General features: G+C 71.4%; 18 protein-coding genes. 7 read left to right on the forward strand and 11 right to left on the reverse strand.

Going from position 1 to position 23,709, the window contains the following annotated elements; translation table 11 throughout:
- Positions 1-9 precede the first annotated feature (9 nt).
- Complete coding sequence (locus tag Mco01_RS02185; protein WP_372444742.1) at positions 10-186, reverse strand: hypothetical protein; 177 nt, start codon at positions 184-186, stop codon at positions 10-12.
- 43 nt (positions 187-229) lie between these two features.
- On the opposite strand from Mco01_RS02185, the gene map reads away from it, so the two are divergent.
- The gene (gene map / locus Mco01_RS02190) at positions 230-1,078 is read left to right on the forward strand and encodes a type I methionyl aminopeptidase (RefSeq protein ID WP_204055222.1); all 849 of its coding nucleotides are present in this window, start codon (positions 230-232) and stop codon (positions 1,076-1,078) included.
- 7 nt (positions 1,079-1,085) lie between these two features.
- Here the strand turns inward: map and Mco01_RS02195 are convergent, their stop codons facing one another.
- The 4 genes from Mco01_RS02195 to Mco01_RS02210 all read right to left on the reverse strand — a co-directional run bounded on the left by Mco01_RS02195 (position 1,086) and on the right by Mco01_RS02210 (position 5,900).
- Entirely contained in the window at positions 1,086-1,499 is a 414-nt protein-coding gene (locus Mco01_RS02195; RefSeq protein WP_204055223.1) for a sensor histidine kinase, read from the reverse strand.
- Positions 1,500-1,916: 417 nt separating this feature from the next.
- Entirely contained in the window at positions 1,917-3,905 is a 1,989-nt protein-coding gene (locus Mco01_RS02200) for a bifunctional copper resistance protein CopD/cytochrome c oxidase assembly protein (RefSeq protein ID WP_204055224.1), read from the reverse strand.
- On the reverse strand, positions 3,902-4,474 hold the full coding sequence (locus Mco01_RS02205; protein WP_204055225.1) for a copper resistance CopC family protein: 573 nt from the start codon (positions 4,472-4,474) through the stop codon (positions 3,902-3,904). The genes Mco01_RS02200 and Mco01_RS02205 overlap by 4 nt, the downstream gene beginning before the upstream one ends.
- A gap of 130 nt (positions 4,475-4,604) precedes the next feature.
- On the reverse strand, positions 4,605-5,900 hold the full coding sequence (locus Mco01_RS02210) for a helix-turn-helix domain-containing protein (RefSeq protein ID WP_204055226.1): 1,296 nt from the start codon (positions 5,898-5,900) through the stop codon (positions 4,605-4,607).
- Positions 5,901-7,335: 1,435 nt separating this feature from the next.
- On the opposite strand from Mco01_RS02210, the gene Mco01_RS02215 reads away from it, so the two are divergent.
- Genes Mco01_RS02215 through Mco01_RS02225 form a run of 3 tightly spaced genes read left to right on the forward strand, consistent with a single transcriptional unit; the run spans position 7,336 to position 13,184 of the window.
- Entirely contained in the window at positions 7,336-10,263 is a 2,928-nt protein-coding gene (locus Mco01_RS02215; protein WP_239103272.1) for an AfsR/SARP family transcriptional regulator, read from the forward strand.
- Positions 10,260-12,398 (forward strand): AfsR/SARP family transcriptional regulator, encoded by a 2,139-nt coding sequence (locus Mco01_RS02220; RefSeq protein ID WP_204055228.1) that lies wholly within the window; start codon positions 10,260-10,262, stop codon positions 12,396-12,398. Before Mco01_RS02215 ends, Mco01_RS02220 begins: the two co-directional genes overlap by 4 nt.
- Before the next feature lie 36 nt (positions 12,399-12,434).
- Complete coding sequence (locus tag Mco01_RS02225; protein WP_204055229.1) at positions 12,435-13,184, forward strand: tetratricopeptide repeat protein; 750 nt, start codon at positions 12,435-12,437, stop codon at positions 13,182-13,184.
- Here Mco01_RS02225 and Mco01_RS02230 read toward each other — a convergent pair.
- Positions 13,134-14,651 (reverse strand): PucR family transcriptional regulator, encoded by a 1,518-nt coding sequence (locus Mco01_RS02230; RefSeq protein WP_204055230.1) that lies wholly within the window; start codon positions 14,649-14,651, stop codon positions 13,134-13,136. The genes Mco01_RS02225 and Mco01_RS02230 overlap by 51 nt on opposite strands.
- Positions 14,652-14,787: 136 nt before the next feature.
- Between Mco01_RS02230 and Mco01_RS02235 the strand changes: the two genes are divergently transcribed.
- Positions 14,788-17,028 carry a molybdopterin cofactor-binding domain-containing protein gene (locus Mco01_RS02235; RefSeq protein WP_204055231.1) on the forward strand — a complete coding sequence of 747 codons (2,241 nt, stop codon included), beginning with the start codon at positions 14,788-14,790 and terminating at the stop codon, positions 17,026-17,028.
- Positions 17,029-17,047: 19 nt separating this feature from the next.
- Here Mco01_RS02235 and Mco01_RS02240 read toward each other — a convergent pair whose 3' ends face one another.
- Positions 17,048-17,674: a hypothetical protein gene (locus Mco01_RS02240; RefSeq protein WP_204055232.1), complete on the reverse strand. Its 627-nt coding sequence runs from the start codon at positions 17,672-17,674 to the stop codon at positions 17,048-17,050.
- Between the two features lie 64 nt (positions 17,675-17,738).
- Positions 17,739-18,830 (reverse strand): excalibur calcium-binding domain-containing protein, encoded by a 1,092-nt coding sequence (locus tag Mco01_RS02245; RefSeq protein ID WP_204055233.1) that lies wholly within the window; start codon positions 18,828-18,830, stop codon positions 17,739-17,741.
- Between the two features lie 155 nt (positions 18,831-18,985).
- Between Mco01_RS02245 and ald the strand changes: the two genes are divergently transcribed.
- Entirely contained in the window at positions 18,986-20,104 is a 1,119-nt protein-coding gene (gene ald, locus Mco01_RS02250; RefSeq protein WP_204055234.1) for an alanine dehydrogenase, read from the forward strand.
- Between the two features lie 94 nt (positions 20,105-20,198).
- Here the strand turns inward: ald and Mco01_RS02255 are convergent, their stop codons facing one another.
- Complete coding sequence (locus Mco01_RS02255) at positions 20,199-20,882, reverse strand: thioredoxin-like domain-containing protein (protein ID WP_204055235.1); 684 nt, start codon at positions 20,880-20,882, stop codon at positions 20,199-20,201.
- Between the two features lie 110 nt (positions 20,883-20,992).
- Here Mco01_RS02255 and Mco01_RS02260 point away from each other — a divergent pair, with 110 nt between their 5' ends.
- The gene (locus Mco01_RS02260) at positions 20,993-21,679 is read left to right on the forward strand and encodes a DUF305 domain-containing protein (RefSeq protein ID WP_204055236.1); all 687 of its coding nucleotides are present in this window, start codon (positions 20,993-20,995) and stop codon (positions 21,677-21,679) included.
- Positions 21,680-21,839: 160 nt separating this feature from the next.
- On the opposite strand, the gene Mco01_RS02265 is transcribed toward Mco01_RS02260, so the two are convergent.
- Positions 21,840-22,916, reverse strand: a complete 1,077-nt coding sequence (locus tag Mco01_RS02265) for a threonine aldolase family protein (protein ID WP_239103273.1) — start codon at positions 22,914-22,916, stop codon at positions 21,840-21,842.
- A gap of 68 nt (positions 22,917-22,984) precedes the next feature.
- A complete protein-coding gene (locus Mco01_RS02270) occupies positions 22,985-23,638 on the reverse strand; it encodes an SDR family NAD(P)-dependent oxidoreductase (RefSeq protein WP_051457890.1) in 654 nt (217 codons plus the stop codon).
- Positions 23,639-23,709 lie beyond the last annotated feature (71 nt).

The raw sequence follows: 23,709 nt of genomic DNA on the forward strand, positions 1-23,709 counted from the left end.
CGGGGGGCGTCACTCGTCCCAGTCCTTGTCCTGTTCCGCCCAGGCCTTGTTGCGCTCGGAGGCCGTCTGCAGCGCGTTCGCGGCGGCCTCCTGCGTGTCGTACGGGCCGAGACGGTCCTTGTTCGGGCACCCCTTCTCGGGCTCGACCCGCATGTGCTTCAGACAGAACCACCATTGATCGCTCACGCACATCATCGTGCCCCGTTCACGCGCAACTAGACTTGTCGGCATGACGACGCTGCTCCGTCCGGGCCGACTTTCGCCCACCCGCAAGGTCCCCGCCTCCATCGCCCGCCCCGAGTACGTGGGGAAGCACGAGCCCAAGAAGGGCGACAGCGACGTCCAGACCCCTGAGACGATCGAGAAGATGCGCGTCGCGGGCCGCATCGCCGCCCAGGCGCTGGAGGAGGTCGGTAAGCACGTCGCCCCCGGCGTGACGACCGACGAGCTCGACCGGATCGGCCACGAGTTCCTCTGCGACCACGGCGCCTACCCGTCGACGCTCGGCTACCGCGGGTACCCGAAGTCCTTGTGCACCTCGATCAACGAGGTCATCTGCCACGGCATCCCGGACGACACCGTCCTCAACGACGGCGACATCGTGAACGTCGACATCACGGCGTACATCGGCGGCGTGCACGGCGACACCGACGCCACATTCCTCGTGGGCGACGTCGACGAGGAGTCGCGACTACTGGTCGAGCGGACCCGCGAGGCGACGATGCGGGCGATCAAGGCCGTCGCGCCCGGCCGGCAGCTCAACATCGTCGGCCGCGTGATCGAGGCGTACGCCAAGCGGTTCGGGTACGGCGTGGTGCGCGACTTCACCGGCCACGGCATCGGCGCGTCGTTCCACTCCGGCCTGATCGTGCCGCACTACGAGGACCCGTCGCTGCAGGTCACGCTGGTGCCGAACATGACGTTCACGATCGAGCCCATGCTGACGCTCGGGACGATCGACTACGAGATCTGGCCCGACCGCTGGACCGCCGTGACCAAGGACCGCAAGCGCACCGCGCAGTTCGAGCACACGATCCTCGTCACCGAGACCGGCCACGAGATCCTGACCCTCCCCTGACCGGCCCTCACAGGGGGATGACGCCGGTGACGGTCGTGCCGCCACCGGCGACGGTGTTGACGGTCAGCGCTCCGCCCACCTCCGCGAAGTGGGCGCGCATGGCGGCGAGGCCGCGGCCGGCCAGCCGTCCGGGACTGTCCTGGGCGAAGCCGGCGCCGTCGTCGCTGACCGTCATGCGCAGGCCGCTGCGGCCGACGGTGATCGCGATGGAGACCAGACGGGCGTGGCTGTGCCGTTCGACGTTGGTCAGGGCCTCGACCACGGTGGCGTAGACCGCCTTCGCGACGTCGCCGGGGATCGGCCTGGAAGGCAGCGCCCACACCTCCACCGCGATCCCGGACCGCTCCGTCCAGTCGGAGAGGTAGTCCTCAAGGACCCGGCTGAGCCCGCCACCTTCGCGAAGGCGTACATCCTCGGACAAGTGCAACCCTCCTGAACGCAGCGCAGGCCGCCGCTGGGGCGGTCTTCCACGCTACCGACCCAACCCTGAGGCAAACCCTCGATTGACTCTGGGTTTGCCGCGTCCCTACGTAGTGATGCCCATTTCTCCTGGTCGTCACGCCAACGGCCGACCAGAGAAGCGCCAGGAGAACTGGCGCGTTCCACGCCCACCCACGCCCGCTCGAGCGCGGCCGGCGCGCACTCCCGCCCAGCCAGCCTGTGGCTGGTCAGCGGCGCCGGACACCCTGGAAAAGGCCAGGAACGGCCTCCCGCGCACACCCGCGAGCAGCTCGCGGGCGCCTCACGAGACGGCAGCGGGGCCGCCCTACCGCGGGCCCTACAACGCTCCGTAGCGTTCCACCACCGCCCTACGCCCCAAAGGCGTTCTACGTGGGCCCTACTCGGCGGACCGCTTGTTCAGGCGAGTGAGGTACTCGTTGTAGGCGTCAAGCTCGGCGTCGCCGCTGCCGCCGCTCTTCGCGGCCGCCGCGTCGGCCCGCCGGTCCGCCCGCCGCGCCGCTCGGTCGTCGTCGCGCCACCACTGGATGGCCAGGGCGAGCAGCACGATCAGCGTGGGAATCTCCCCGAAACCCCACGCAATCCCCCCTCCCGTCTGCTGGTCCGAGAGCGACGAGGCCCCCCACGTCCGGCCGAGCTGGTCGTACCAGCTGGAGGCGATCACGGTGCCCATGCTCATCAGGGCGAGCGCGAAGAACGCGTGGAACGGCATCGTGACCAGCACCAGCAGCAGCCGCCCGACGTAGGGCAGCTTGTGCGGCGCGGGGTCGACACCGATGATCACCCAGAAGAACAGCGTCCCGCTGAGCAGGAAGTGCAGCGTCATCGCGATGTGCCCCAGATGCTCCTCCATGGCGGAGGCGAACAGGGGCGTGAAGTACAGCGCGTACGTCGAGACGATGAAGATAGCCGTCGCGATGGCGGGGTGGGTGATGAACTTGACGGCCCGGCTGTGCAGGATCACGGTGATCCACTCGCGCGGCCCGCGGTCGCCCCTGCGGACGGCCGGCTTGAGGGCGCGCAGCGCGAGCGTCACCGGCGCGCCCAGCACCAGGAAGATCGGGGCCAGCATCGACAGGACCATGTGCTCGGCCATGTGGACGCTGAACAGCACGGGCGCGTAGCGGGCCACGCCGCTCTGGGTGGCGAGGACCAGGATGGCGACGCCGATGTACCAGTTGACCGTGCGCCCCACCGGCCACCGGTCGCCGCGGCGGCTCATCCGGACGAGGCCCGCGCCGTACAGCCCGGCCAGGGCGACGGCCAGCGCCGCGAAGAACAGGTCGAACCACCACAGGGTCAGCAGGTTGACCACCGAGATCGGCGGCGGCACGAGGTAGCCGAGCAGTTCGAAGGCCCGGTCGAGGGGAACGTCGACCGGCGGGGGGGCGGTGCGGGACAGGGCGACCGCGAGCCCCACCGTCCCGGACATGATCAGGATCTCTCCCAGGGCGAGCCGCAGGAACGCGTGCCGTTCCCCCGACGCGAGGCGGGGCAGCGTACGGCCGCGATGCCGCCACCCGATGACGCCGAGCACGACGAAGGCGACCGTCTTGGCCAGCAGCATCAGCCCGTACGCCGAGGTGAACACCTCGCCGATCGAGGTGAGCCGGGCCATCGCGCTCGCCAGGCCCGACAGCCCGACGCCGACGAAGCACCACAACGCCATCCGGGAGAACCGGTCGGCGGCCACGTCGAGCCGGTCCTCGCCGCGCAGGGCGTGCAGGCACAGGACGCCGAGGCCGCCGACCCACAGAGCCAGGAACAGCAGGTGGAAGGCGACGGACGTGGTGGCCAGGCCGTGGTTGGGCGAGGAGGACGAGTGGCCCGTCAGGGCGGGCGGCAACAGCGTCACAAGCGCGAAGACCAGCAGCCCGCCGGCCGCGCCCACGGTGATCGCGCCGCGGGCGAACAGGGCGATGGCCACGGTGAAGAGGACGACCAGCGTGAGGGCGATGCCCTGGGGCACCTGGCTGGCGTAGCTGGTGAGCTGGTCTCCCCCGAGGATCTGGCCGACCGGCGCGCCGAGGGTCTCCGAGAGGCTGAAGACGAGCGAGGAGGCCCCCGCGACGGCCCACACGAGCGCCGTCCACGAGGCGGCCTTGACGTACGACTGGGCCGTCTTGCCGAGGAGGCCCTTGTCGCTCGGCAGGAAGACCGCGGCGAACGCGAGCAGGCCCACCGTCAGCAGGCCCGACACGTCCATGGCCAGCTTGGAGATGGGAAGCATCCAGCGGGTCAGCATGCCCTGGTCGGGCAGGCCCGGGATGATCCGCGGCGTGGCCGCGCCCCCGGCCACCATGCCGATCACCAGCGCGCCGGCGGCCGCGCACAGCGCGGCGGCGATCAGGCGCAGCGCCCTGTTCATGGCTTCTTCCGCAGGCTGATGAACATCCCGATGCCGATGCCGGCGAGCCCGAAGATCACGATCCACACCCAGCCGGGCACGGACGCGGGAGCGTCGTCCTGGCTCTGGGACGCCTGCGCGCCGGAGCCGTCCTGGCCGGCGGCCGCGCTCACGGCGGTCGGGCTGCCCACCGAGCCCGCCGTTTCCGAGCCGCCGGTGGAGGACCCGCCGACCACGGTGAAGGGGATCTCCCCCTCCACCGGGTGCCCGTCCTGCGAGACGACCCGCCAGGCGACGGTGTACCGCCCCGGCGGCACCGCGTCGACCACCGCCTCGGAGACCTTCGGCCCGTCCACCGCCGGGTCGCCGCTCTCGTACCGCTTGCCGTCCTCGCCGCGCACGACCACGACCGGGAACCGTACGGACTCGGCGAACTCCAGGGTGACCTTCCGCAGGGTCTGCACCTGGGCGTTCTTCTGGGGGTCGCTGTTCTTGAGCGACGTGTGCGCCTGCGCCGGGATGGCCGCGGCCATGCCCAGCAGGAGCGTCACGACGACCGCGACGACGGCGGCGAGGGAGGTCTTCTTCATGACACCCCCAAGGCTACCGACGCCCACCCCCGGTCCATACCGCGCACCGAAACCTGTGGACAACCTGAAGAACCGCACGCAGCGATGTTCTCAACACCTCTGCTGAGAGCCGGCGGCGCGAGTAAGAGCCCTATAGCCCCACGCAGGCAAGCGCCCGCTTGTAGACGTCGGCACCCCTTCCGTAATCACCCGCGCGATTCGTTGTCTCCGCGACGGACTGCCACAGCTCTGCGGTCTTACGGGTGGCGGGCAGATGCTCGAGCCATTCCGCGGCCGACGACAGCTCCGCCAGGGCGTCGTCATCCCTGCCCTGCAACCAGGAGGCCTGCGCGAGCACCAGGCGCACGTCCGCCATGATCGCACTGCCCACTCGGTCAACCGTGGACTCCCGCGCCTCAAGTGCGTACCGCATCGCCTCATCGGGATTACCCAAGGCCATCTCCGCCCGCGCGATGTTCAGCAGGCACATGGTGATCGTGGCCACTCCTGCCGACGACTCGCGCAGCTCTCGCAGAGCGCGAAGAGAAAGGTCTCGGGCGGTCAGCGCCTCAGTCGGCTTCGCCTGTAGCAGGACGATGGCGTACGCCGTGCGAAGGCGGGCCAGGTTGCGCGGTTCGCCGTTCTCCGACTGTATGGCGAGCGCACGCTCGATCAAGGTCATCGGCTCCTCACCGGCTCCGACCCTCTGCAGGGTGAGCGCGGCGTTCCAACAGGCAGCGACGATGGAGCGGGGGGTGCCCAGTTCCTCGGCCGCCTGCAGAAGCTCTCCCGCGAACTGGCGGGCGCGGAGTAGATCTCCCCGCTCGCTGTAGACGGACAACAGGGTTGAACCCAGCTCGATGAGGGCGTCGCTCCAGACGGGACGAGACGCGTTCAGACCGAGCGACTCCTCTCCCACCTGTGCCGCCGCCTGGAAGTCACCGAGTTCCCGGTAGCATCGGCACAGCGCCAGCGCCACCTGTATGCGCCGCTCGGGAGCCTGGCCCTCTTGGTCCTCCCTCAGCATCGTCAGTACGTTGATGGCCTCCGGGAGGTCCCCACAAGCCTCGACCGCCAGGGCGTAGCCGTACTGCGCCTCCTGGCGGAGCGCCGCCAGCCCTGTGAGGTTGTTGTCCTGGAGGAGCTCGGCGAACCGACGCCGCGCCTCAGCCAGGTCACCGTTCTCCAGCGCCATGCGCGCGAAGCGCAGACCCAGCTCCAGCTCCTCCATCTGCTCGGCGGTGACACCGTTGACCAGGTAGGTGAGGGAACAGTCGAGCTTCTGCGCCAGCAGTTCGAGGACCGCCGGAGTCGGCGTACGCTTGCCACTCTCGATCAAGGAAACGTAACTGTCGGAGAGCTCTGGGTGAGCGAGCTGTGCCTGAGACAGCCCTCGCTGTCGTCGGATCGCCTTGATTCGCTCGCCGACCAAACCTTGACCGGTCACACGCACTCCTTGAGAAGATGAAGGCCGCACGATCGAACCCCTCACGAAAGAGGCCCTCATGCGCCGCCTCGCGATGATTGCACTGACTATCCTGGCTTCGGTAGGCCTGGTAACTGCCGCCAATGCTACGGCCGCAAGCGCCTCTACGTCATCATCAATGGAGATAGCGAGCGTGTGGTGCTGCTGAGCTGTTATCCGACAGCACGCTCCTCGCTCCGCTCTTCCAGCTGCCAGCGCCACAGACTGACCACCCCTACCACCCCTTCAATTAGGGCGAGTCAGCACACCTGACCACGCGATTGACAGCTGAAGTAGAGATCTACTACGCGGACACCAGCCCACCCTCGTCTGAACACGCAATTGTCGGCCAACCGTCTCGGCCATTGCATGCAGCGATAGAACAAATCATTATCACGACCGGGCCGATGTCGCGCCCCACCCCCCTATAAATGGTTCTTCCAAACCCGGAGAGGAAATCCCGGTCAGGCACCGCGCGAGAGGAGAGGAAACCCCCCATCGATTAACACACCTCGCACGTGCCGGCGGCCGACAGCCATCTCAACTCCCCTTGACAGAACGACCAACGATCCGCTTGAACAGCCCAAGGGCTCCGATCGGCTCGAGCGAAAGATCTGAGCGAGAGTCGAGAGCCCAGCGGAACCACTATGCCGGGCCCATGAGCCCGGGCGACGGAGATTGCACAGGGAGCGGACCGTACGCCATCCGTTCGACGCGAGGTGCGAGCGGGCCGCCGCATCTGCCCAGCAGCCGGCGGGAACCAGTCGCGGGAAGAGCCGCATGCGGAGGCTGACCTGCCTCACCTGCCTTCAGATGCTCGCATCCCGGCTCTTCCTGCCGCGTCCACCGACCCTGCGGGCAACCCATCAGACGCCCACGAGTCCCACCGTGAGCGCCGGCGCGCCCGCCTCTGAAGACCGACCACAGACAACCCCGCCTCCGGCAGGGGCCGTCGATGCACCGGCGGCCAAGACGAGGCACAGGGCAGCCTTCCGCGGGCAGGCTTCGAATATATGCCGCCGCGGCGCGATTCACAGACCATGACGGAGTTCAAGCGACGCCACTCCTTACGGTCAGACAAAGCGCGTGCACGGAGCGTCTCAGCCCCTTCTACTAATCCGCCCGTCCCATCCACCTCGGCTCGGAGAGGTGACCGACGCACACCCGACAAGATGGGTCGAGAGGCGAGCTTCGACTCAAAGAGTCCGCACCATCTAGACGAAATCTAGATAGCTGATGGCATATTGGCCTGGGCGACGCGCGCGTGGTGTTACAGACCCGTGAACACGAATTGCTCGACGGGGCAGCACCACGCACGGGGACCAGAGCTTTCGGCGGGCATGGCAGCAGGGGTTCCTCCCGCATGAGGTTCCAACGAATGCACCTATGTCGTCGTGAGGAGGAGTTCCGCAGGCGTATGGAGACCGCGGATCAGCGTGCGCTTTGTCAAGGGTCGTCTTGTCGACTGCAGTTACTGGGTCCTGTCAAGGGATGGTGCGGGGGGAAGGAGGTCGATCTCGGACCGCCGCTGCAGCGGGCCGTGCTGTGCGTCCTCGCGGCGCGCCCGGGGCAGGTCGTGACGAAGGACAGACTGATCAACTCCCTGTGGGGCAGTCGCGCCCCCGTCACCGCCGAGCAGAGCATCTACACCTACGTCGCCGGGCTGCGCCGGATCCTGGAGCCGGGGCAGGGGCCGCGCCGCCCCTACACCGTCCTCGTGCACAGGTCACGCGGCTACCTGCTGCGGCGTGAAGCGCTGGAGACCGACGCCGAGGAGTTCGAGCGTCACCTCCAGGAGGCCCGCTGGCTGCAGGCCGCCGACGATCTCGACGGATCCCTGAAGACCTTCGACCTGGCGCTGAGCATGTGGACGGGTCCCGCCCTGTGCGGCGTCCCCGGGCCGTTCGCCGAGGTGGAACGTGCCCGGCTGGAGGAGCTGCGGCTCACGGCGGGCGAGGAACGCGCCGACGTCCTGCTCGCCCTCGGCCGCCACCACGAGGCCGCGACGGCCCTGACCACGCTGGTCGGCGAGGCCCCTCTACGGGAGCGGGCGCGAGAGCTCCTCATGCTCGCGTTCTACCGCTGCGGCAGGCAGGCCGACGCTCTGGACACGTATCTCCAGCTTCAGCGTCTCCTTGGGCAGAAGCTCGGCGTCGATCCCGGCGAGGCTCTCCGCAGACGTTACGAGCTGATCCTCCGAGCCGACCCCTCCCTTGACGACCCGATCACGACCTACGTGTCCGTGGCCGAGGACCGGGACACGGATCTCGCACCGCGCCAGCTGCCGCGGGCGACCGCCCACTTCGTCGGCCGGGTCGAGGAGCTCGCACGGCTCCGATCGCTTCTGGCTCCCGGGGACGAGGGCGCCCCACAGGCCGTAATCGCCATCACGGGCGCTCCCGGAGCCGGCAAGTCGGCGCTCGCCGTCCAGGCCGCGCACGCCGTGAGCGGTCACTTCCCGGACGGACGGCTCTACGCCAACCTTCTCGGGGCCACGCCGGGTGTGGAACGGCTCGACGGGCTCGAGGTACTCAGCCGGTTCCTGCGCGCCTTGGGCGTCGGACATGAGAACGTTCCCTCGCAGGTGGACGAGGCCGCCGCGACGCTGCGTGATCGGCTGGAGGGGCGGCGCGCGCTGATCCTGCTCGACGACGCCGCCCACATCGACCAGGTGCGCCCGCTGCTGAACCTCCCGCACGGAAACGCCGTCCTGATCACCAGCCGTGAGTCGTTCGCCATGGCCGACGACTGCGTCCACCTGGTCCTCGGCGGCTTGGGACGCAGCGAGGCGGTCACGGTACTGGCGAAGCTCGCCGGCGCGGCCCGCATCGCGGCCGACCCCATCGCCGCCGGCCGCCTGGCGGACCTCTGCGGCGGCCTGCCGCTCGCCCTGCGCCTGGCCGGCGCCCGGCTCGTCGAACGCCCGCAGTGGACGGTGCACGACCTCGCCGTACGGCTGGAGGACAGGCGCCGGACCCTGCACGAGCTGGAGTCGGGGCAGACCGCCGTCCGATCGAGCCTGGAGATGAGCTACGAGTCGCTGCGCAGGAGCCGCGCCGCGGTCGACAGGACAGCGGCGCGCGCCCTCTGCCGTCTGGGCGTTCTGCACGTGGCGGAGGTGACCCCGGACGTCATGGCCGCCCTGCTCGACGAACCCGTGGACGTCGCCGAGCGGGCGCTCAACCGGCTCTCACGGGCCCATCTGGTCGAGCCGGTCGCGTCGAGGCGGTTCCGGCCGCACGATCTCGTGCGACTGTTCGCGATCGAACTTGCCGACGAGCAGCTCTCGGCCCAGGAGAGATCCCTGGCGCTGATCCGCGCGCTCGGCTTCTACGGCGCCACGATGCATCGTGCGAACCACCTGGTGGACCCGCACCGTGTGCAACCCCCCTGGCCCGACGTCCCCCAGCATCCCGCCCCTCTGACCGATGCCCAGGACGCCAAGGCCTGGCAGGAGTCGGAACGGGCGAACGTCATCGCGGCGACGATGCAGGCGACCTCCTGCCCCGACGACGCGGTCGCCCTGATGGGGGCGTACCTGGGATTCTCGCTCGCGTGGCACCTCTATTGGGGCGGACATCGCAACGATCATCTGCAGATCGGCGAGGCGGCGCTGCGGGTGGCGGCGCGAACGGGCGATTCGACTGTGGAGGCCCTGGCGCATAACCAGCTGTCCATGGCCTTCAACCGTTTGAACCGGGCCGCCGACGCCACAGTGCACCATGAGGCCGAGCTGCGCCTGCAGCGGGTGCTGGGTGATCGCTTCGGAGAGATGCGAGCCCTGGGCAATCTCAGCCTCAACTACTCAGACCTCGGACGGTACGCGAAGGGGCTTGAGTGTGCCGAGCTCCAGCTGCAGATCGCCCGGGAGATCGGCTCCGAGGTCGGTGAGCGGCACGCGCTGGTCATGACCGCGATCGCCCTGCGAGGGCTCGGTGACTGGTCATCGGCCTTGTCGCTCCTCGAAGAGGCGTCCTCACTGGCGGAGCAGGCCGGGGATCACGCACACGTGGCCATGTGCCTCGGGCCCATGGCGTCCATTCGTTCCGAACGCGGCGACCTGGCGGCGGCCAAGAGCCATCTTGAACGTTCTCTCGTCCATCTCCGCGAGGTTGGCTATCAGGATGCCGAGCTCGGGCGGCTGTGCCAGCTCGTCGAGGTGGAGCGTCTTCTCGGCGACCTCGAAAGCGCCCGGGCGCACGCACTGCGAGCGGAACGCCTGGCGCGTGAGCTGAACGACCCCCGGCTCGGCGCCGTCGCGGCGCGGGAGCTGGAGGCGATCCGGGAGGCCATGGCCGGCACGAACACCTCGCCGGAGCGCGCTGCCGCCATAATGGGCGAGTGAGCGTGCCCGATCAGCCGTCGGCGCGCGACGCGGCCTCCCTCGTCGTACGGCTTCAGCTGCTGGGGCCGGTCGCGGCGTGGCGGGGGGACCTGGCCGTGGATCTCGGGCCGCCGCTCCAGCGCGCGGTCCTGTGCCTGCTCGCCGCGCAGCCCGGACAGGTCGTGGCCAAGGACAGGCTGATCGCCGGGCTGTGGGGCGGCGGCCACCCGAAGACCGCGGAGCAGAGCGTCTACACCTACATCGCGGGGCTTCGCGGCGCGCTCGAACCCGAGGCGGGCCGCCGCGGCCCCTATGGCCTGGTGCTCAGTTCGGCCCGCGGCTACCTGCTGGCCGCCGGGGCCTATGACATCGACGCCGGGCGGTTCGACCACCACCTCGGCCGGGCCCGGCATCACGCCGCGGAGAACGACCCGCAGGCCCGCCTCGGGGAGCTGGAAGCCGCGTTACGGCAGTGGACCGGGCCCGCCCTGGGCGGCGTCCCCGGCCCCTTCGCCCACGCCGAGCGGGAACGCCTGGAAGGCCTGCGCCTCACGGCGCGTGAGGACCAGGCCGACACGCTGCTGTGCCTGGGCCGGCCTCAGGAAGCGGTGGAGCTCCTCACCGCGCTCGTCGGCGACGACCCCCTCAGGGAACGGGCCCGCGAGCTGCTCATGCTCGCCCTCTACCGCTGCGGACGCCAGGCCGAGGCGCTGGCGGCCTACCACGAGGGCCGGCGGCTGCTCGCCGAGCACCTCGGCGTGGATCCCGGTGAGTCGCTGCAGCGCTGCCACGAGCTGATCCTGCGCGCCGACCCCTCCCTCGCCCCACCCAGGGACACCGTCCGGCCGCCCACGATCCCCCGCCAGCTGCCGCGCGACATCCGCGTCTTCGTGGGACGCGCCGAGGAGCTCGCGCGGCTCCGGTCCCTGCTCGTGCCGCCGGACGGCTCGGCGCCACAGGCCATCGTCGCCGTGACCGGCACGGCGGGCGCGGGCAAGTCGGCGGTCGCGGTGCACGCCGCCCACGCGGTGCGGGACCACTTCCCCGGCGGTCAGCTGTACGCCAACCTCCTCGGCGCCACGCCCGGAGTCCAGCGCCTGCGGCCCATCGACCTGCTCGGCAGGCTCCTGCGCGGGCTGGGAGTGCACCCCGAGGCCGTGCCGGCGGAGCCGGACGAGGCGGCGGCCATGCTCAGGACGCGGTTGCAGGGGCGCCGCCTGCTGATCGTGCTCGACGACGCGGCGGGCCCCGACCAGGTCCGCCCCCTGCTCGGCCTGCCCGCGGGGAACGCCGTCCTCGTCACGAGCCGGGAGTCGTTCGCGATCGTCGACGACTGCGTGGCGGTCCCCCTGGGGACGATGCCGCACGCCGAGGCGGTCGCCATGCTGGCCGAGCTCGTCGGCGCCGAGCGCGTGGCGGCCGACCCGCGGGCGGCCGCGGAGCTGGCGAACCTGTGCGGCGGGCTGCCGCTGGCCCTGCGCCTCGCGGCGGCCCGGCTCGCCGAGAACCGCCACGCGAGCCTGAAGGACCTCAACGCCCGGCTCCGGGACCGGAGGCGCGCCCTGCACGAGCTGGAGTCCGGGGACGTCGCCGTCAGTGCCAGCCTGCGGCTGAGCCACGACCTGCTCTCCGGCAGTCCTCGGGAGCTCGACGTGGCCGCCGCGCGGGCCCTGCGCCACCTGGGCGTCCTGCACATCCCCGACGCGACCGCCGAGGTCGTCGCGGCCCTGCTCGACGTCCCGGCGCCGGACGCCGAGCGGTACGTGGACCGCCTCGCCCGGGCCCACCTCGCCGAACGGCACGAGTCCGGCCGCTTCCGGCTGCACGACCTGGTCCGCCTGTTCGCCATAGAACTGGCCGAACGGCACCTGACGGACGAGGAGCGCAGGGACGCCCTGCTGCGGGCGGTGGGCCTGTACGGCCTCACCATCCGCCACGCCATGACGCTGGTCGACGCCAACCGCGTCCATCCGCCGTACGACTTCGTGGAGCGCGAGCCGGTCGCGTTTGCCGAGGAGGCGGACGCGTTCGGCTGGCTGGAGCGGGAACGGCCGAACATCCTGGCCGCGGCCGCCCAGGCCATGTCCGTCGCCGACCCCTCCGTCGCCCGCGCAGGGGCCTACCTGACGTTCACGTTCTACTGGCCTCTCGTGTAAACGGGACACCGGAGAGAGTTGCTCCCCATCTGTGGCATGGCGCTCGACATGAGCCAGCGGACCGGCGATCGATCGATCCTCGCCCTTGCGCACGGATATGTCGCCGCGGGGCTCCTGATGACAGGCCGGCAACCGGAGGCCCTGACGCATCAGCAAGAGGAGATCGCCATGCATCGTGCGAGCGGCGACCGGTTCGGTGAGATGCGCGCGATCGGCAACATGAACCTCACCCTGTCATCGCTGAAGCGGTTCAGCGAAGCCCTGGCAGGTGCGCGAACGCAGCTCGAGATCGCGCGAGAGATCGCGTCGCCCGTGGGCGAGCGCCACGCGCTCATGAGCATCGGCATCGCCCAGCACGGCCTGGGGAACCTGCCCGCGGCGATCGAGGCGTTCGCGGAGTTCCAGGTTCTGGCCCGGGATGCGGATGACGCGATGCACGAATGCGAGGCGCTGATGGGCATTGGCCTCGTCCACGTGGAGCAACACGATCCGGCGTCCGCTATCAAGGTTCTGCAGGTGGCCCTGGCTCGGAGCCGCGAGACGCGGAGTCTGGCCGTCGAGCCGAAGATTCTGGCACGGCTCGGCCAGGCCATGCGGCTGCACGGCGACCTGCGTGAAGCACTCGATCACTCCCGAAAAGCGCTGATTCTGGCGCGCGAGGTCGGTGACGGATATTCCCTGGGGCTGGCCCAAGCGGAACTCGCCGCTTTGGGCGGTGTGAGCCGTGAAGGCGGCTCAGCCGGCGCGGAGGGCGAGGAAGAGGTCGACGCGGTCGGCCATGGATGACAGGTCCTTGCCGGTGAGCTCCTCCACCCGTTTGATGCGGTAGCGCACCGTGTTGACGTGGACGTGCAGCCGCTCGGCGCAGCCGTTCCACGAGCCGGCGCAGTCGAGGAACGCCCCCAGCGTGCGGACCAGCTCCGCCCCGTGCCGCCGGTCGTAGTCGAACAACGGACCCAGGAGCCGTTCGGCGAACGAGCCGCGCACGTCGCCCGGCACGGTGGCCAGCAGCAGCGCGTGCGTGTAGATCTCGTCGCTGGTGACCACTCCCCCGCCGCGCGCCTCGGCCATCCGGCGGGCGTGGCCGGCCTCCTCGACACCGCCCCGGATGGCGGCCGCGCCGGTGAGGGCGCCGCTCACGCCGATGGCCACCCGGGTTCCCGGCAGCCCGGCCGTCAGCAGGGAGGTCCGGTCCCGCAGCGAGGCGGCGAGGTCGTCGGCCGTCACCTGCCGGAGCGGGACGAGGGCCACCGACCCGTCCGCCCCCGCGGCGGCCACGGCCCGTCGGTCCAGCAGCTCCTCCACCACCTGGCCGCCCAGGACGGCGGGGTCGGGACCGTCCGTCGCGCCGGGGCGGGCGACGGTCGCGGCGACCACGGCGTACGGCTCGGCGGCGTCGATGCCGCTGGTCCGCAGCCGGGCGGACAGCTCGGACGGGTCGCCGCCGGAGCAGGCGAGCGCGATCAGCTGCTCGGCCAGCCTCCGCTCCACCCGGCGGCCCTCTTCCCTGCGGGTGCGCTCCATCGCCACGCAGGCCGCCAGCTCGTAGCCGATCTCCGCGTCGAGCTCGCCCCGGCACACCAGCGCCCACCCGGCCGCCCGGTGCGACCGGTCCACCGCGAACAGCGTGTGCGCGACGCCCTCCCCGCGCGGCCGCACCACCACCGGCAGCCGGACGGCCGACAGGTAGTCGCGGGCCAGCCGTACGGCCTCCCCGGCCGGCAGGTCGCCCGCGACGACCGAGCCGGACGCCGTGATCACGGCGGCGGCGACGCCGAGCTCGCTCGCGATGAGGGCGAACAGCTCGTCGAGGCCGGCGCCCTCGGCGACGGCGGCGACGATCCTGCGGTGCCGTCCGAGCGCGCCGCGCGGGTCGCCCGCGGGCCCGGCGAGACGACCGCGGACCAGCTCCGTCACGGCGCCGAACGACACCTCGACCGGCACCTCGACCAGCGGCAGGCCCCGGTCACGGCAGGCCGTCACGAGGTCGTCCGGGACCGTGCCGAGCCGGGCGTCCCCCGCGCCGAGGGCCGCGACGCCCGCGCCGACCAGGGCGTCCACGAACCGGGCGGAGTCGTCCGGCCCCTGCCGCCACATCAGCCCGGTGAGCACCAGCTCCCCGCCGGACAGGTAGCGGCGCGGGTCCGGCAGGTCGGTGATGAGGACGCCCGTGACCGCCCGGTCCAGCCGCTCCTCACCGGCGAGGAGCGCGAGCCGGAGCGCGGGTACGGCGAGCAGGTCCCTCAGCAACACACCGACAGCGTATTTGGAGAAACCTACAAGCGGGGACACGGGCGGCCGCTCGCTTTCATGCCGCCGCCGATGGCTCACGGCCGGCGCGGGTTGATGTACTGCCAGCGAAACCGGGACGGAGCTGGTGGAGCGGCGGATGACGACGGAGACGGAGCGGCGCTCGGGAAGCGGGTCGGGCGTCGGCGCGAGCGCCCAGCGGCCCGACGGCACGCTGAAGGTGACCGGCGAGTTCGCGTACTCCTCCGACCTGTGGCTGGAGGGGATGCTGTGGGGCGCCACGCTGCGCAGCCCGCACCCCTCGGCCTGGATCCGCTCGGTCGACGTCGGCCCGGCGCTCGCGATGCCGGGCGTGTTCGCCGTGCTCACGCACGAGGACGTGCCGGGCGAGAAGTTCTACGGGCTGGAGCACCGCGACCAGCCGGTCCTCGCGATCGACCAGGTGCGCTACCAGGGGGAGCCGGTCGCGGTGGTGGCCGCCGACCATCCCGAGACGGCCCGGCGGGCGGCCGCCGCGATCGTGGTGGAGTACGAGGTGCGCGAGGCGGTCGTGGACCCCCGGCGCGCCGCGTTCGACCCCTCCTGCCCGCAGGTGAACCCCCGCGGCAACGTGGTGCGGCACCAGCCCGTCCGGGTGGGCTCGACGTTCGAGGCCGAGGTCGTGGTGACCGGCGAGTACGAGGTCGGCATGCAGGACCAGGCGTTCCTCGGGCCCGAGTCGGGCCTGGCCGTGCCGGCCGAGGACGGCGGCGTCGACCTCTACATCGCCACCCAGTGGCTCCACGTGGACCAGGGCCAGGTGGCCCCCTGCCTCGGCCTGCCGCCCGGGAAGGTGCGGCTGTCGCTCGCCGGGGTCGGCGGCGCCTTCGGCGCCCGCGAGGACCTGTCCATGCAGATCCACGCCTCGATGCTCGCGCTGCGGACCGGCAGACCGGTCAAGATGGTGTACGGCCGGGAGGAGTCGTTCTTCGGGCACGTCCACCGCCACCCCGCCCGGATGCGCTACGAGCACGGCGCCACGGCCGACGGGCGGCTCGTCTACGTCAGGGCAGAGATCCTGCTGGACGGCGGCGCCTACTGCTCGTCCACCCCGGCCGTCGTCGGCAACGCCGCCTCGCTGGGCGTCGGGCCGTACGAGGTCGGCAACGTGTGGATCGACGCGTACGGCGTCTACACGAACAACCCGCCCTGCGGGGCGATGCGCGGCTTCGGGGCGGTGCAGGCCTGCTACGCGTACGAGTCGCAGATGGACCGGCTCGCCGAGGCGTGCGGCCTGTCCCCCGTCGAGATCCGCGTCCGCAACGCCGTGTCGCAGGGCTCCCGGCTGGCCACCGGACAGCTGATCGACACGCCGGCGCCGCTCGCCGAGATGCTGGAGCGCCTGGCCGCGATGCCGATGCCGGAGGAGGCCTCCGGCGAGGTGGACCTGCGGGCGCTGCCCGGCGGGGTCGCCCAGACGACGCACGGCGAGGGCGTGCGCCGCGGCGTCGGCTACGGCGTGGGCATCAAGAACATCTGCTTCTCCGAGGGCTTCGACGACTACTCCACCGCGAGGGTCCGGGTGGAGCTGATCGGCGGCGAGCCGCACGTGCTCGTGCACACCGCCGCCGCGGAGGTGGGGCAGGGCCTCGTCACGGTCCAGGCGCAGATCGCCCGCACCGAGCTGGGGATCGAGACGGTCACCGTGGCCCCCGCGGACACCTCCGTCGGCTCGGCCGGGTCGTCCTCGGCCTCCCGCCAGTCGTACGTGACGGGCGGCGCGGTCAAGACGGCCTGCGAGGCCGTGCGGGAACGCCTGGACGGCCTGCGGGCCGCGCATCCGGAGCTGTCGCTGGAGGAGCTGCTGGAGCGGTCCGGGCCGGTGGAGGAGACCCGCGAGTACCGGCACCGGCCGACCTACCCCCTCGACCCGGTGACCGGGCAGGGCGACTCGCACACCCAGCTCGCGCTGTGCGTCCACCGGGCCGTCGTCGACGTGGACGTCGAGCTGGGCCTGGTGAAGGTCGTGGAGCTGGCCGCCGTCCAGGACGTCGGGAAGATCCTCAACCCCCTCGCGCTGGAGGGCCAGATCCACGGCGGCACGGCCCAGGGACTCGGACTGGCGCTGATGGAGGAGATCCAGGTGCGCGACGGCCGGGTGCTGAACCCGTCGTTCACCGACTACCTCATCCCGACGATCCTCGACATGCCGCCGATGCGGCTGTCGATCCTGGAGAACCCCGACCCCCACGCGCCGTACGGGCTGCGGGGCGCGGGCGAGCCGCCGACGCTGTCGTCCACCCCGGCCGTGGCGGCGGCCGTACGGGCCGCCACCGGGCTGGAGCTGCCGCGCGTCCCGATCCGCCCGGAGGACGTCGCCCTCGCGCCCGCACGGGCGTGAGGCCCGGGACGGGCGGGTCTCAGTCGGCGATGAAGCCGACCGACCGCACGTCGTACCCGGCGCTCTTCGAGCCGCGCACGTGCAGGAACATCGCGCCGCCCTCGTAGGAGTAGGCGCAGCCGTAGCCCTTCTTCTCCGGGTTGCAGCCCTGGAAGGTGTACGCGACGCCGTGCGGGTCGAACCTCGCCCGGAACAGGGTCGTCACGGCGCCGCTCCGCGCCACCTCCAGCGCCCGGTTGCGGTCGTTCGCCTTCCAGGCGCCGAAGAAGTACGCCGCGACGGCCGAGGGCTTGGTGATGTGGCGCGACTCGTAGACCTTGGCGACCTTCGAACCGGACACGATCATCAGGATGCCGTCGAGCCCGCCCGGCACGCGCACGCTGGTGTGCGTGAAGCGGCAGGAGTGGCCCGAGCAGCCCGCGAACCCGTCCGGCGCGCGGTACGGATAGGCGAAGATCGTGTTGACCGCGGCCGGGGAGGCCACGCGGGTGGCCGCGGCGCGGTCGCCGCGCAGCCACGCGGCGAACAGCTTCTTGGCCGTCTTGGCCGGCGCGGGCGCCGCCTGGGCGGACGCCGGGGCCGAGGGCAGCAGCAGGGCGGCGGCCACGGCCGTCACGGCCGCGCCGGCGAGGATTCGTCTGGACACGTTCGTACGGTAGGCGGGCCGCCTTGCACGCCGATTGACCCCCGCTTGCAGCGGGGACCCGGGTTCACAGGTCGTCGGGGTCGCAGGCCACGCCGTCGTTGTCGACGTCCTTGTACCAGTAGTACTCCGGGTGGATGCCCTTGGTGTACGGCCCGTAGCCGGCGGCGTTGGCCGCCTTGCAGTCCGGGAACCGCATGGTGTTCCCGCTGCGCCATCCCTGGGACTTGGCCCCCTGTCCGTCCCGCGACGACGCGCCCGTGGTGGTCAGGCTCTCCGGCTTGGTGACGCCGGGCGGCGTCCGGACCGGCTGCTGGGTCGCCTGCTGCTGCCCCTGGGTCGTCCCCGGCTGCGTCGTGCCCGGCTGGGCTGTCCCCGGCTGTGTCGTCCCCGGCTGCGTGGCCGGCGGCTGACTCGGCCCGGGCTGGGGCGCGGCGGTGCCGACGAGGAGAGCGACCAGGTCGTCCGCCTGCTCCTTGGTGAACCCGGCGATGCTCAGGCTGTCCTGCGTGATCTCCTGGGCCACCCGGGGCGCGGCGACCACCTTGTCCCCCACGACGATGGCGAGCTGCTGCTGCACCGTGTCATGGGTCAGCTTCGCGACCTGCTCCTGGCTGGACGGGGCGAGGACCACCCGCACCGAGTAGGTGCCGTCGCGCTCGGGCAGCGCCTCGACCTTCTGCACGGTGGTCACGTTCACGCCGGGGTCGAGCTGGTAGCAGGTGGTGTTCTTGTCGTCGGGGACGCCGTCGGTGTCCGGGCAGGGCGCCGGGCGCACCCCCGTCACCGGGGCCAGGTGCATCGGCGTCTGCAGGCGCCGCACCTGCGTCGTGGACAGCGGCGGCGCGTCGGGGTTGCGGGTCATCACCACGGCCACCGCGCCGAGCACGCCGGACATCACGACGACCATGGCCAGCGCGGCCACGAGGGCGATCGTCGTCCCCCGGCCCGCCTGGGGCGGTCCGGGAGGGGCGCCGGGGGTTGCGGCCGGATCCGCGACCGGGCTCGCCGGATCCACCGGATCCACCGGATCCACCAGGGCGACCGGGTCTCCGGGGGCGCCGGGGGGCGCCTCCGGGAGGGCGGCTCCACCGGGGAGGCCGAGCTCCTCGTCCCCCGGAATGGGCGCGTTCTGCATCCCCACCTCGATCCCTGCCATCGCTCGCAGAGCCTACCGAGGTATGCCAACGGCGGGTAATCGACCAGTCAAGAGACAGCCAGCACGCTGCTTTCTTGACAATTTGTCATGAATCCCGGCCACATGGTTGCGCCGTGCTCGATGCCGCGCGGAGGCAACGCGCAGAGAGTGAAGGCATGAAGGTCGGAGTTCCCCGGGAGATCAAGACCCACGAGTACCGGGTCGCGGCGACCCCGGCGGGGGTCAACGAGTTCGTCAGGAACGGCCACCAGGTCCTCGTCGAGAGGGACGCGGGCACCGGCTCCTCGATCCCCGACGCGGACTTCGCGGCCGCCGGCGCCGTGATCGCCGGCTCGGCCGACGAGGTCTGGGCCGAGGGCGACCTGATCCTCAAGGTCAAGGAGCCGGTGCAGCCCGAGTACCAGCGGATGCGCAAGGGCCAGGTGCTGTTCACCTACCTCCACCTCGCCGCGTCGGAGGCGTGCACGCGGGCGATGCTGGACGCGGGCGTGACCGGCATCGCCTACGAGACCGTGCAGAAGCCGGACCTGACGCTGCCCCTGCTCGCGCCGATGTCCGAGGTCGCGGGACGGCTCGCGCCGCAGGTGGGCGCCTACCACCTGATGCGGCAGGGCGGCGGGCGCGGCGTGCTGATGGGCGGCGTCCCCGGCGTCTACCCGGCCAAGGTCGTGGTCATCGGCGCGGGCGTGTCCGGCATGAACGCCGCCGCCATCGCGATCGGCATGCAGGCCGACGTCCTGCTGCTCGACCGGAACGTCGACCGGCTGCGCGACGCCGACCTGCTCTACCAGGGACGCTGCACGACCGTCGCGTCCAACGCGTACGAGATCGAGCGGGCCGTCGTCGACGCCGACCTGGTCATCGGGGCGGTGCTGGTGCCGGGCGCCAAGGCGCCGACGCTGGTGAGCAACGACCTGGTCGCGCGGATGAAGAAGGGCTCGGTGCTGGTCGACATCTCGATCGACCAGGGCGGCTGCTTCGAGGACTCCCGCCCGACGACGCACGCCGACCCCGTCTACCGGGTGCACGACTCGGTGTTCTACTGCGTGGCCAACATGCCGGGGGCGGTGCCGCACACCTCGACGTACGCGCTGACCAACGTGACGCTGCCGTACGCGCTGGCCATCGCGAACCTGGGCTGGCGGAAGGCGCTGACGGCCGACCCCGCGCTGGCACGCGGGCTCAACACCCACGAGGGCCACCTGACGAGCCGGCCCGTGGCCGAGGCCCACGGCCTGGAGGCCGTCCCGGTGGACCGCATGCTCGTGCCCTGACCCTCTGCCGGCCGTCCGACAACCGTCCGACGGATCCGACCATCAGTCCGCCGGCAGGCCGCGCCGCGCGCGACCCGCCGGACGGACGGGGACGTCAGGAGGCCGCTGGCGAGGCGCTCGGCATGGCCGTCGTGCTCGGCGTGGCGCTGGGCTCGGGCGGGAGCGGCTGGTCCTGCGTGGTGCCCACGCCGCCGTCGCAGGCCGCGCCGAACTCGGGGGTGTACGTCGGGTTCTGCTTGTACTTCTTGATGAACTCCGGCAGGCGCGGGTCGTCGGCGCCGGTCAGCGTGAGCTGGTGGTTCCAGGAGCTCGCCACGACCTTCGCCGGCAGGCCCGGGTACGGGCTGAGCAGCATGTAATCGGCGGACGCGAGGCTCTTCAGCTTGTCGACGTCGGCCTTGGGCAGGTCGGGCTGGTACGTGATCCACACCGCGCCGTGCTCCAGGGCGTGGACGCCGTGCTCGTTGTGGATGGGCTTGTCGTAGATGCCGCAGTTCTGCCAGTAGTAGTTGTGCTGGCCGCCGACCGGCGGGGTCTCCTTGTACTTGACCGGGTTCCAGGTGTGCTCGGAGCCCTTGTAGTTGTAGGTCTTGACCGCGCTCAGCGACTTCTGCGAGCGGTCGTTCACGACGTAGAAGCCGACGAGCGCGATCAGCACGACGATGACGAGGCCGCCGATGCCCCACATCAGGAGCGCGGCGCGGCGCTCCTTGCGCTTCTGCTCGGCGCGCATGCGGGCGAGACTCTCACGCCTCGCCTGCGCCTTCTCCTTCGTCATCCATCCTCCAAGCACCGATCTCCGACTCCCCCGCTGCGGTATGGAGAATAGTGGGTATAGGTGATGCTTTGACGCGGGCCTGACAGCGTCGACGGGTAGCCTGTGCTGCGATGAGCACCGATACCGGTGTCCCGGTGGACACCGCCCAGCGCCCCCGCAGGACTCTCCCGGTCCTGGGGGCAGTCGCCGTCCTCGTGGCGGCCGTTCTCGTGGTGGTGTTCGCGACCAGGTCGGGGACCCCGGGCGACACCTCGCCCGAGGCCGGTTTCGCCCGTGACATGGCCGTCCACCACGCCCAGGCCGTCGAGATGTCGTTCATCGTGCGGGACAAGACCTCCGACGGCCCGCTGCGCACACTGTCGTACGACATCATCACGACGCAGAGCGCGCAGCGTGGAATTTTCATGGGCTGGCTGCAGCAGTGGGGGCTCGACCAGGGGTCCACGCAGCCCGTCATGGCGTGGATGGCCGGGGGTCACGGTCACGGCGCGGCGGGGATGACCGGCGTGACGGCCGGGACGATGCCGGGCATGGCCTCCGAGGAGGAGATGAACCGGCTCCGGGCCGCCACCGGCAAGGACGCCGAGATCCTCTTCCTGCAGCTCATGATCCGCCACCACGAGGGCGGGGTCGAGATGGCCCAGGCCCTGCTGGGGCTGTCGGACCGGCCCGAGGTGCGCGACCTGGCCCAGCACATCGTCGACGGCCAGACGGCGGAGATCCGGCTGATGAAGGGCTTCCTGGCCCAGCGCGGCGCGCAGCCGCTGCCGTCGATCCTCAAGACGCCGGTCGGCTAGACCCCGCCGTCAGGTCTGCCCGCCAGGTCGGGTCGCGGGTCCGGTCGCGGTACGGGCCTGAGCCCGTACCGCGTTTCCCGAACCGCGCCGTCACCGCGGCGTCACCGCGCCGACACCGCGCCGTCGCCGCGGCGAGACGGCTTCCCAGTAAGAGAGTCCGTCAGGCGGCGCGGAACTCCTCGGCGACGGCCCGCACGAACGCGTCGACGTCCTCCTCGGTAGTGTCGTAGGCGCACATCCAGCGGACCTCGACCAGGCCGCCGCCGATCTGCTCGTCCCAGTTGTAGAACCGGAACCGCTTGCGCAGCCGGTCGGCCGCGTCGGCCGGGATGATCGCGAAGACCGCGTTCGCCTCGACGGGGCGCGGCAGCGTCACGCCGGCGATGTCGCGCACGCCGTCGGCGAGCCGCCGCGCCATCGCGTTGGCCTGCCGCGCGCTGCGCAGCCACAGGTCGCCGCCGAGCAGCGCCTCGAACTGCACCGACACGAACCGCATCTTCGAGGCGAGCTGCATGCTCGTCTTGCGCAGGTACGGCAGGCCGTGGGCGGCGGCCGGGTTCAGCGCGACCACGACCTCCCCGAACATCAGGCCGATCTTGGTGCCGCCGAACGAGAGCACGTCGACGCCCGCGTCCGTGGTCAGCGCCCGCAGCGGCACGTCGAGGGCGGCCGCCGCGTTCGTGATCCGGGAGCCGTCGAGGTGGACGAACATCCCCAGCTCGTGCGCGTGGTCGGCGACCGCCTTGATCTCGGCCGGCGTGTAGAGCGTGCCGAGCTCGGTGGCGTTCGAGATCGACACCACCTTGGGCTGGGCGCGGTGCACGTCGCCGAAGCCCCACGCGCGGCGGTCGACCAGCTCGGGCGTGAGCTTGCCGTCCGGGGTGGGCACCTGCAGCAGCTTCAGGCCGCCGGTCACCTCGGGGGCGCCGCCCTCGTCGGTGTTGATGTGCGCCGTCTCCGGGCAGACCACGGCCTCCCAATGGGCGCACATCGACCGCAGCGACACCACGTTGGCGGCGGTGCCGTTGAACACCGGGAACGCCTCGGCCTGCTCCCCGAAGTGGGCCCGGAAGATCCCCTGAAGCGCCTCGGTGTAGACGTCGTCGCCGTAGGGCACCTGGTGCCCGCCGTTGGCGAGGGCGATCGCCTCCATGACCTCGGGGTGCACCCCCGCGTAGTTGTCGCTCGCGAACGCCTTGGTCGCCGGGTCGTGCCGCCGCACGGCATCCGTTGTCACGAAATCTCTCCATCCGTCCGAGGGCCTGGCCGTCCGGAGCGGGCTCCCGACGGAATCGCGAGGCGGTCTCAGGGCGTGAGGTCGATCCGCCGCCCGTTGACGGCCCCCGGCTCCTCGTCCCACAGTCCCGCGACGGCCGCCGCCAGGTCCTTCACGTCGGTGAACGTCTTGTACGCCTTATCCGGGTTGGCGGCCCGCATCCCATCGTGCACCAGCGCGGTGACCACCAGGACCACGGCCGCCGACCGGGTGCCGTCGAGGGCGTCCGCGAGCGACAGCGTCCAGGCCTCGGCGGCCGCCTTGGCCGCCGCGTACGCCGCGTTGCCCTGGGTCGGCTTCTGCGCCGCCCGGGCCGAGACGATCACGAACCGGCCGTTGTCGCTGGCCCGCAGCAGCGGCTCGAACGCGAGCGACACGTTCTGCAGCGTCCGGATCAGCAGGGCGTGCAGGGCGTCCCAGTCGTCCAGGGAGGTCTCGGCGAAGGTCTTCGACCCCCGCCAGCCCCCGACGAGGTGGACGACGCCGTCCACCCGGCCGTGCTCGGCCTGGATCCGCCCGGCGAGCTCCCGTACGGCGTCCCGGTCGAGGAGGTCGACGGCGACGGCGCCGCCCTCACCGGTCCGGTTCACCCCGATCACGGTGTCGCCGAGCTCGGCGAACCTCCGGGTCACCGCCTCGCCGGTCGGGCCGCCCGCCCCGGTGACCAGGATCACTCTGCTCATCGTCCGTCCGTTCCCGTCCGTATCGGTCCGTATGCGTCCGTATGCGTCCGTGCCGCCCGCGGGTTCCGCGC

The organism is Microbispora corallina (assembly GCF_016863035.1).
GTDB classification, from domain to species: domain Bacteria; phylum Actinomycetota; class Actinomycetes; order Streptosporangiales; family Streptosporangiaceae; genus Microbispora; species Microbispora corallina.

Excerpts from the sequence above, each read along its gene's own strand:
- map (WP_204055222.1), top strand. The coding sequence starts at position 230 with ATGACGACGCTGCTCCGTCCGGGCCGACTTTCGCCCACCCGCAAGGTC.
- Mco01_RS02200 (WP_204055224.1), bottom strand. The coding sequence starts at position 3,905 with ATGAACAGGGCGCTGCGCCTGATCGCCGCCGCGCTGTGCGCGGCCGCC.
- Mco01_RS02205 (WP_204055225.1), bottom strand. The coding sequence starts at position 4,474 with ATGAAGAAGACCTCCCTCGCCGCCGTCGTCGCGGTCGTCGTGACGCTC.
- Mco01_RS02215 (WP_239103272.1), top strand. The coding sequence starts at position 7,336 with ATGGAGACCGCGGATCAGCGTGCGCTTTGTCAAGGGTCGTCTTGTCGA.
- Mco01_RS02225 (WP_204055229.1), top strand. The coding sequence starts at position 12,435 with ATGGCGCTCGACATGAGCCAGCGGACCGGCGATCGATCGATCCTCGCC.
- Mco01_RS02235 (WP_204055231.1), top strand. The coding sequence starts at position 14,788 with ATGACGACGGAGACGGAGCGGCGCTCGGGAAGCGGGTCGGGCGTCGGC.
- Mco01_RS02245 (WP_204055233.1), bottom strand. The coding sequence starts at position 18,830 with ATGGCAGGGATCGAGGTGGGGATGCAGAACGCGCCCATTCCGGGGGAC.
- ald (WP_204055234.1), top strand. The coding sequence starts at position 18,986 with ATGAAGGTCGGAGTTCCCCGGGAGATCAAGACCCACGAGTACCGGGTC.
- Mco01_RS02255 (WP_204055235.1), bottom strand. The coding sequence starts at position 20,882 with ATGACGAAGGAGAAGGCGCAGGCGAGGCGTGAGAGTCTCGCCCGCATG.
- Mco01_RS02260 (WP_204055236.1), top strand. The coding sequence starts at position 20,993 with ATGAGCACCGATACCGGTGTCCCGGTGGACACCGCCCAGCGCCCCCGC.
- Mco01_RS02270 (WP_051457890.1), bottom strand. The coding sequence starts at position 23,638 with ATGAGCAGAGTGATCCTGGTCACCGGGGCGGGCGGCCCGACCGGCGAG.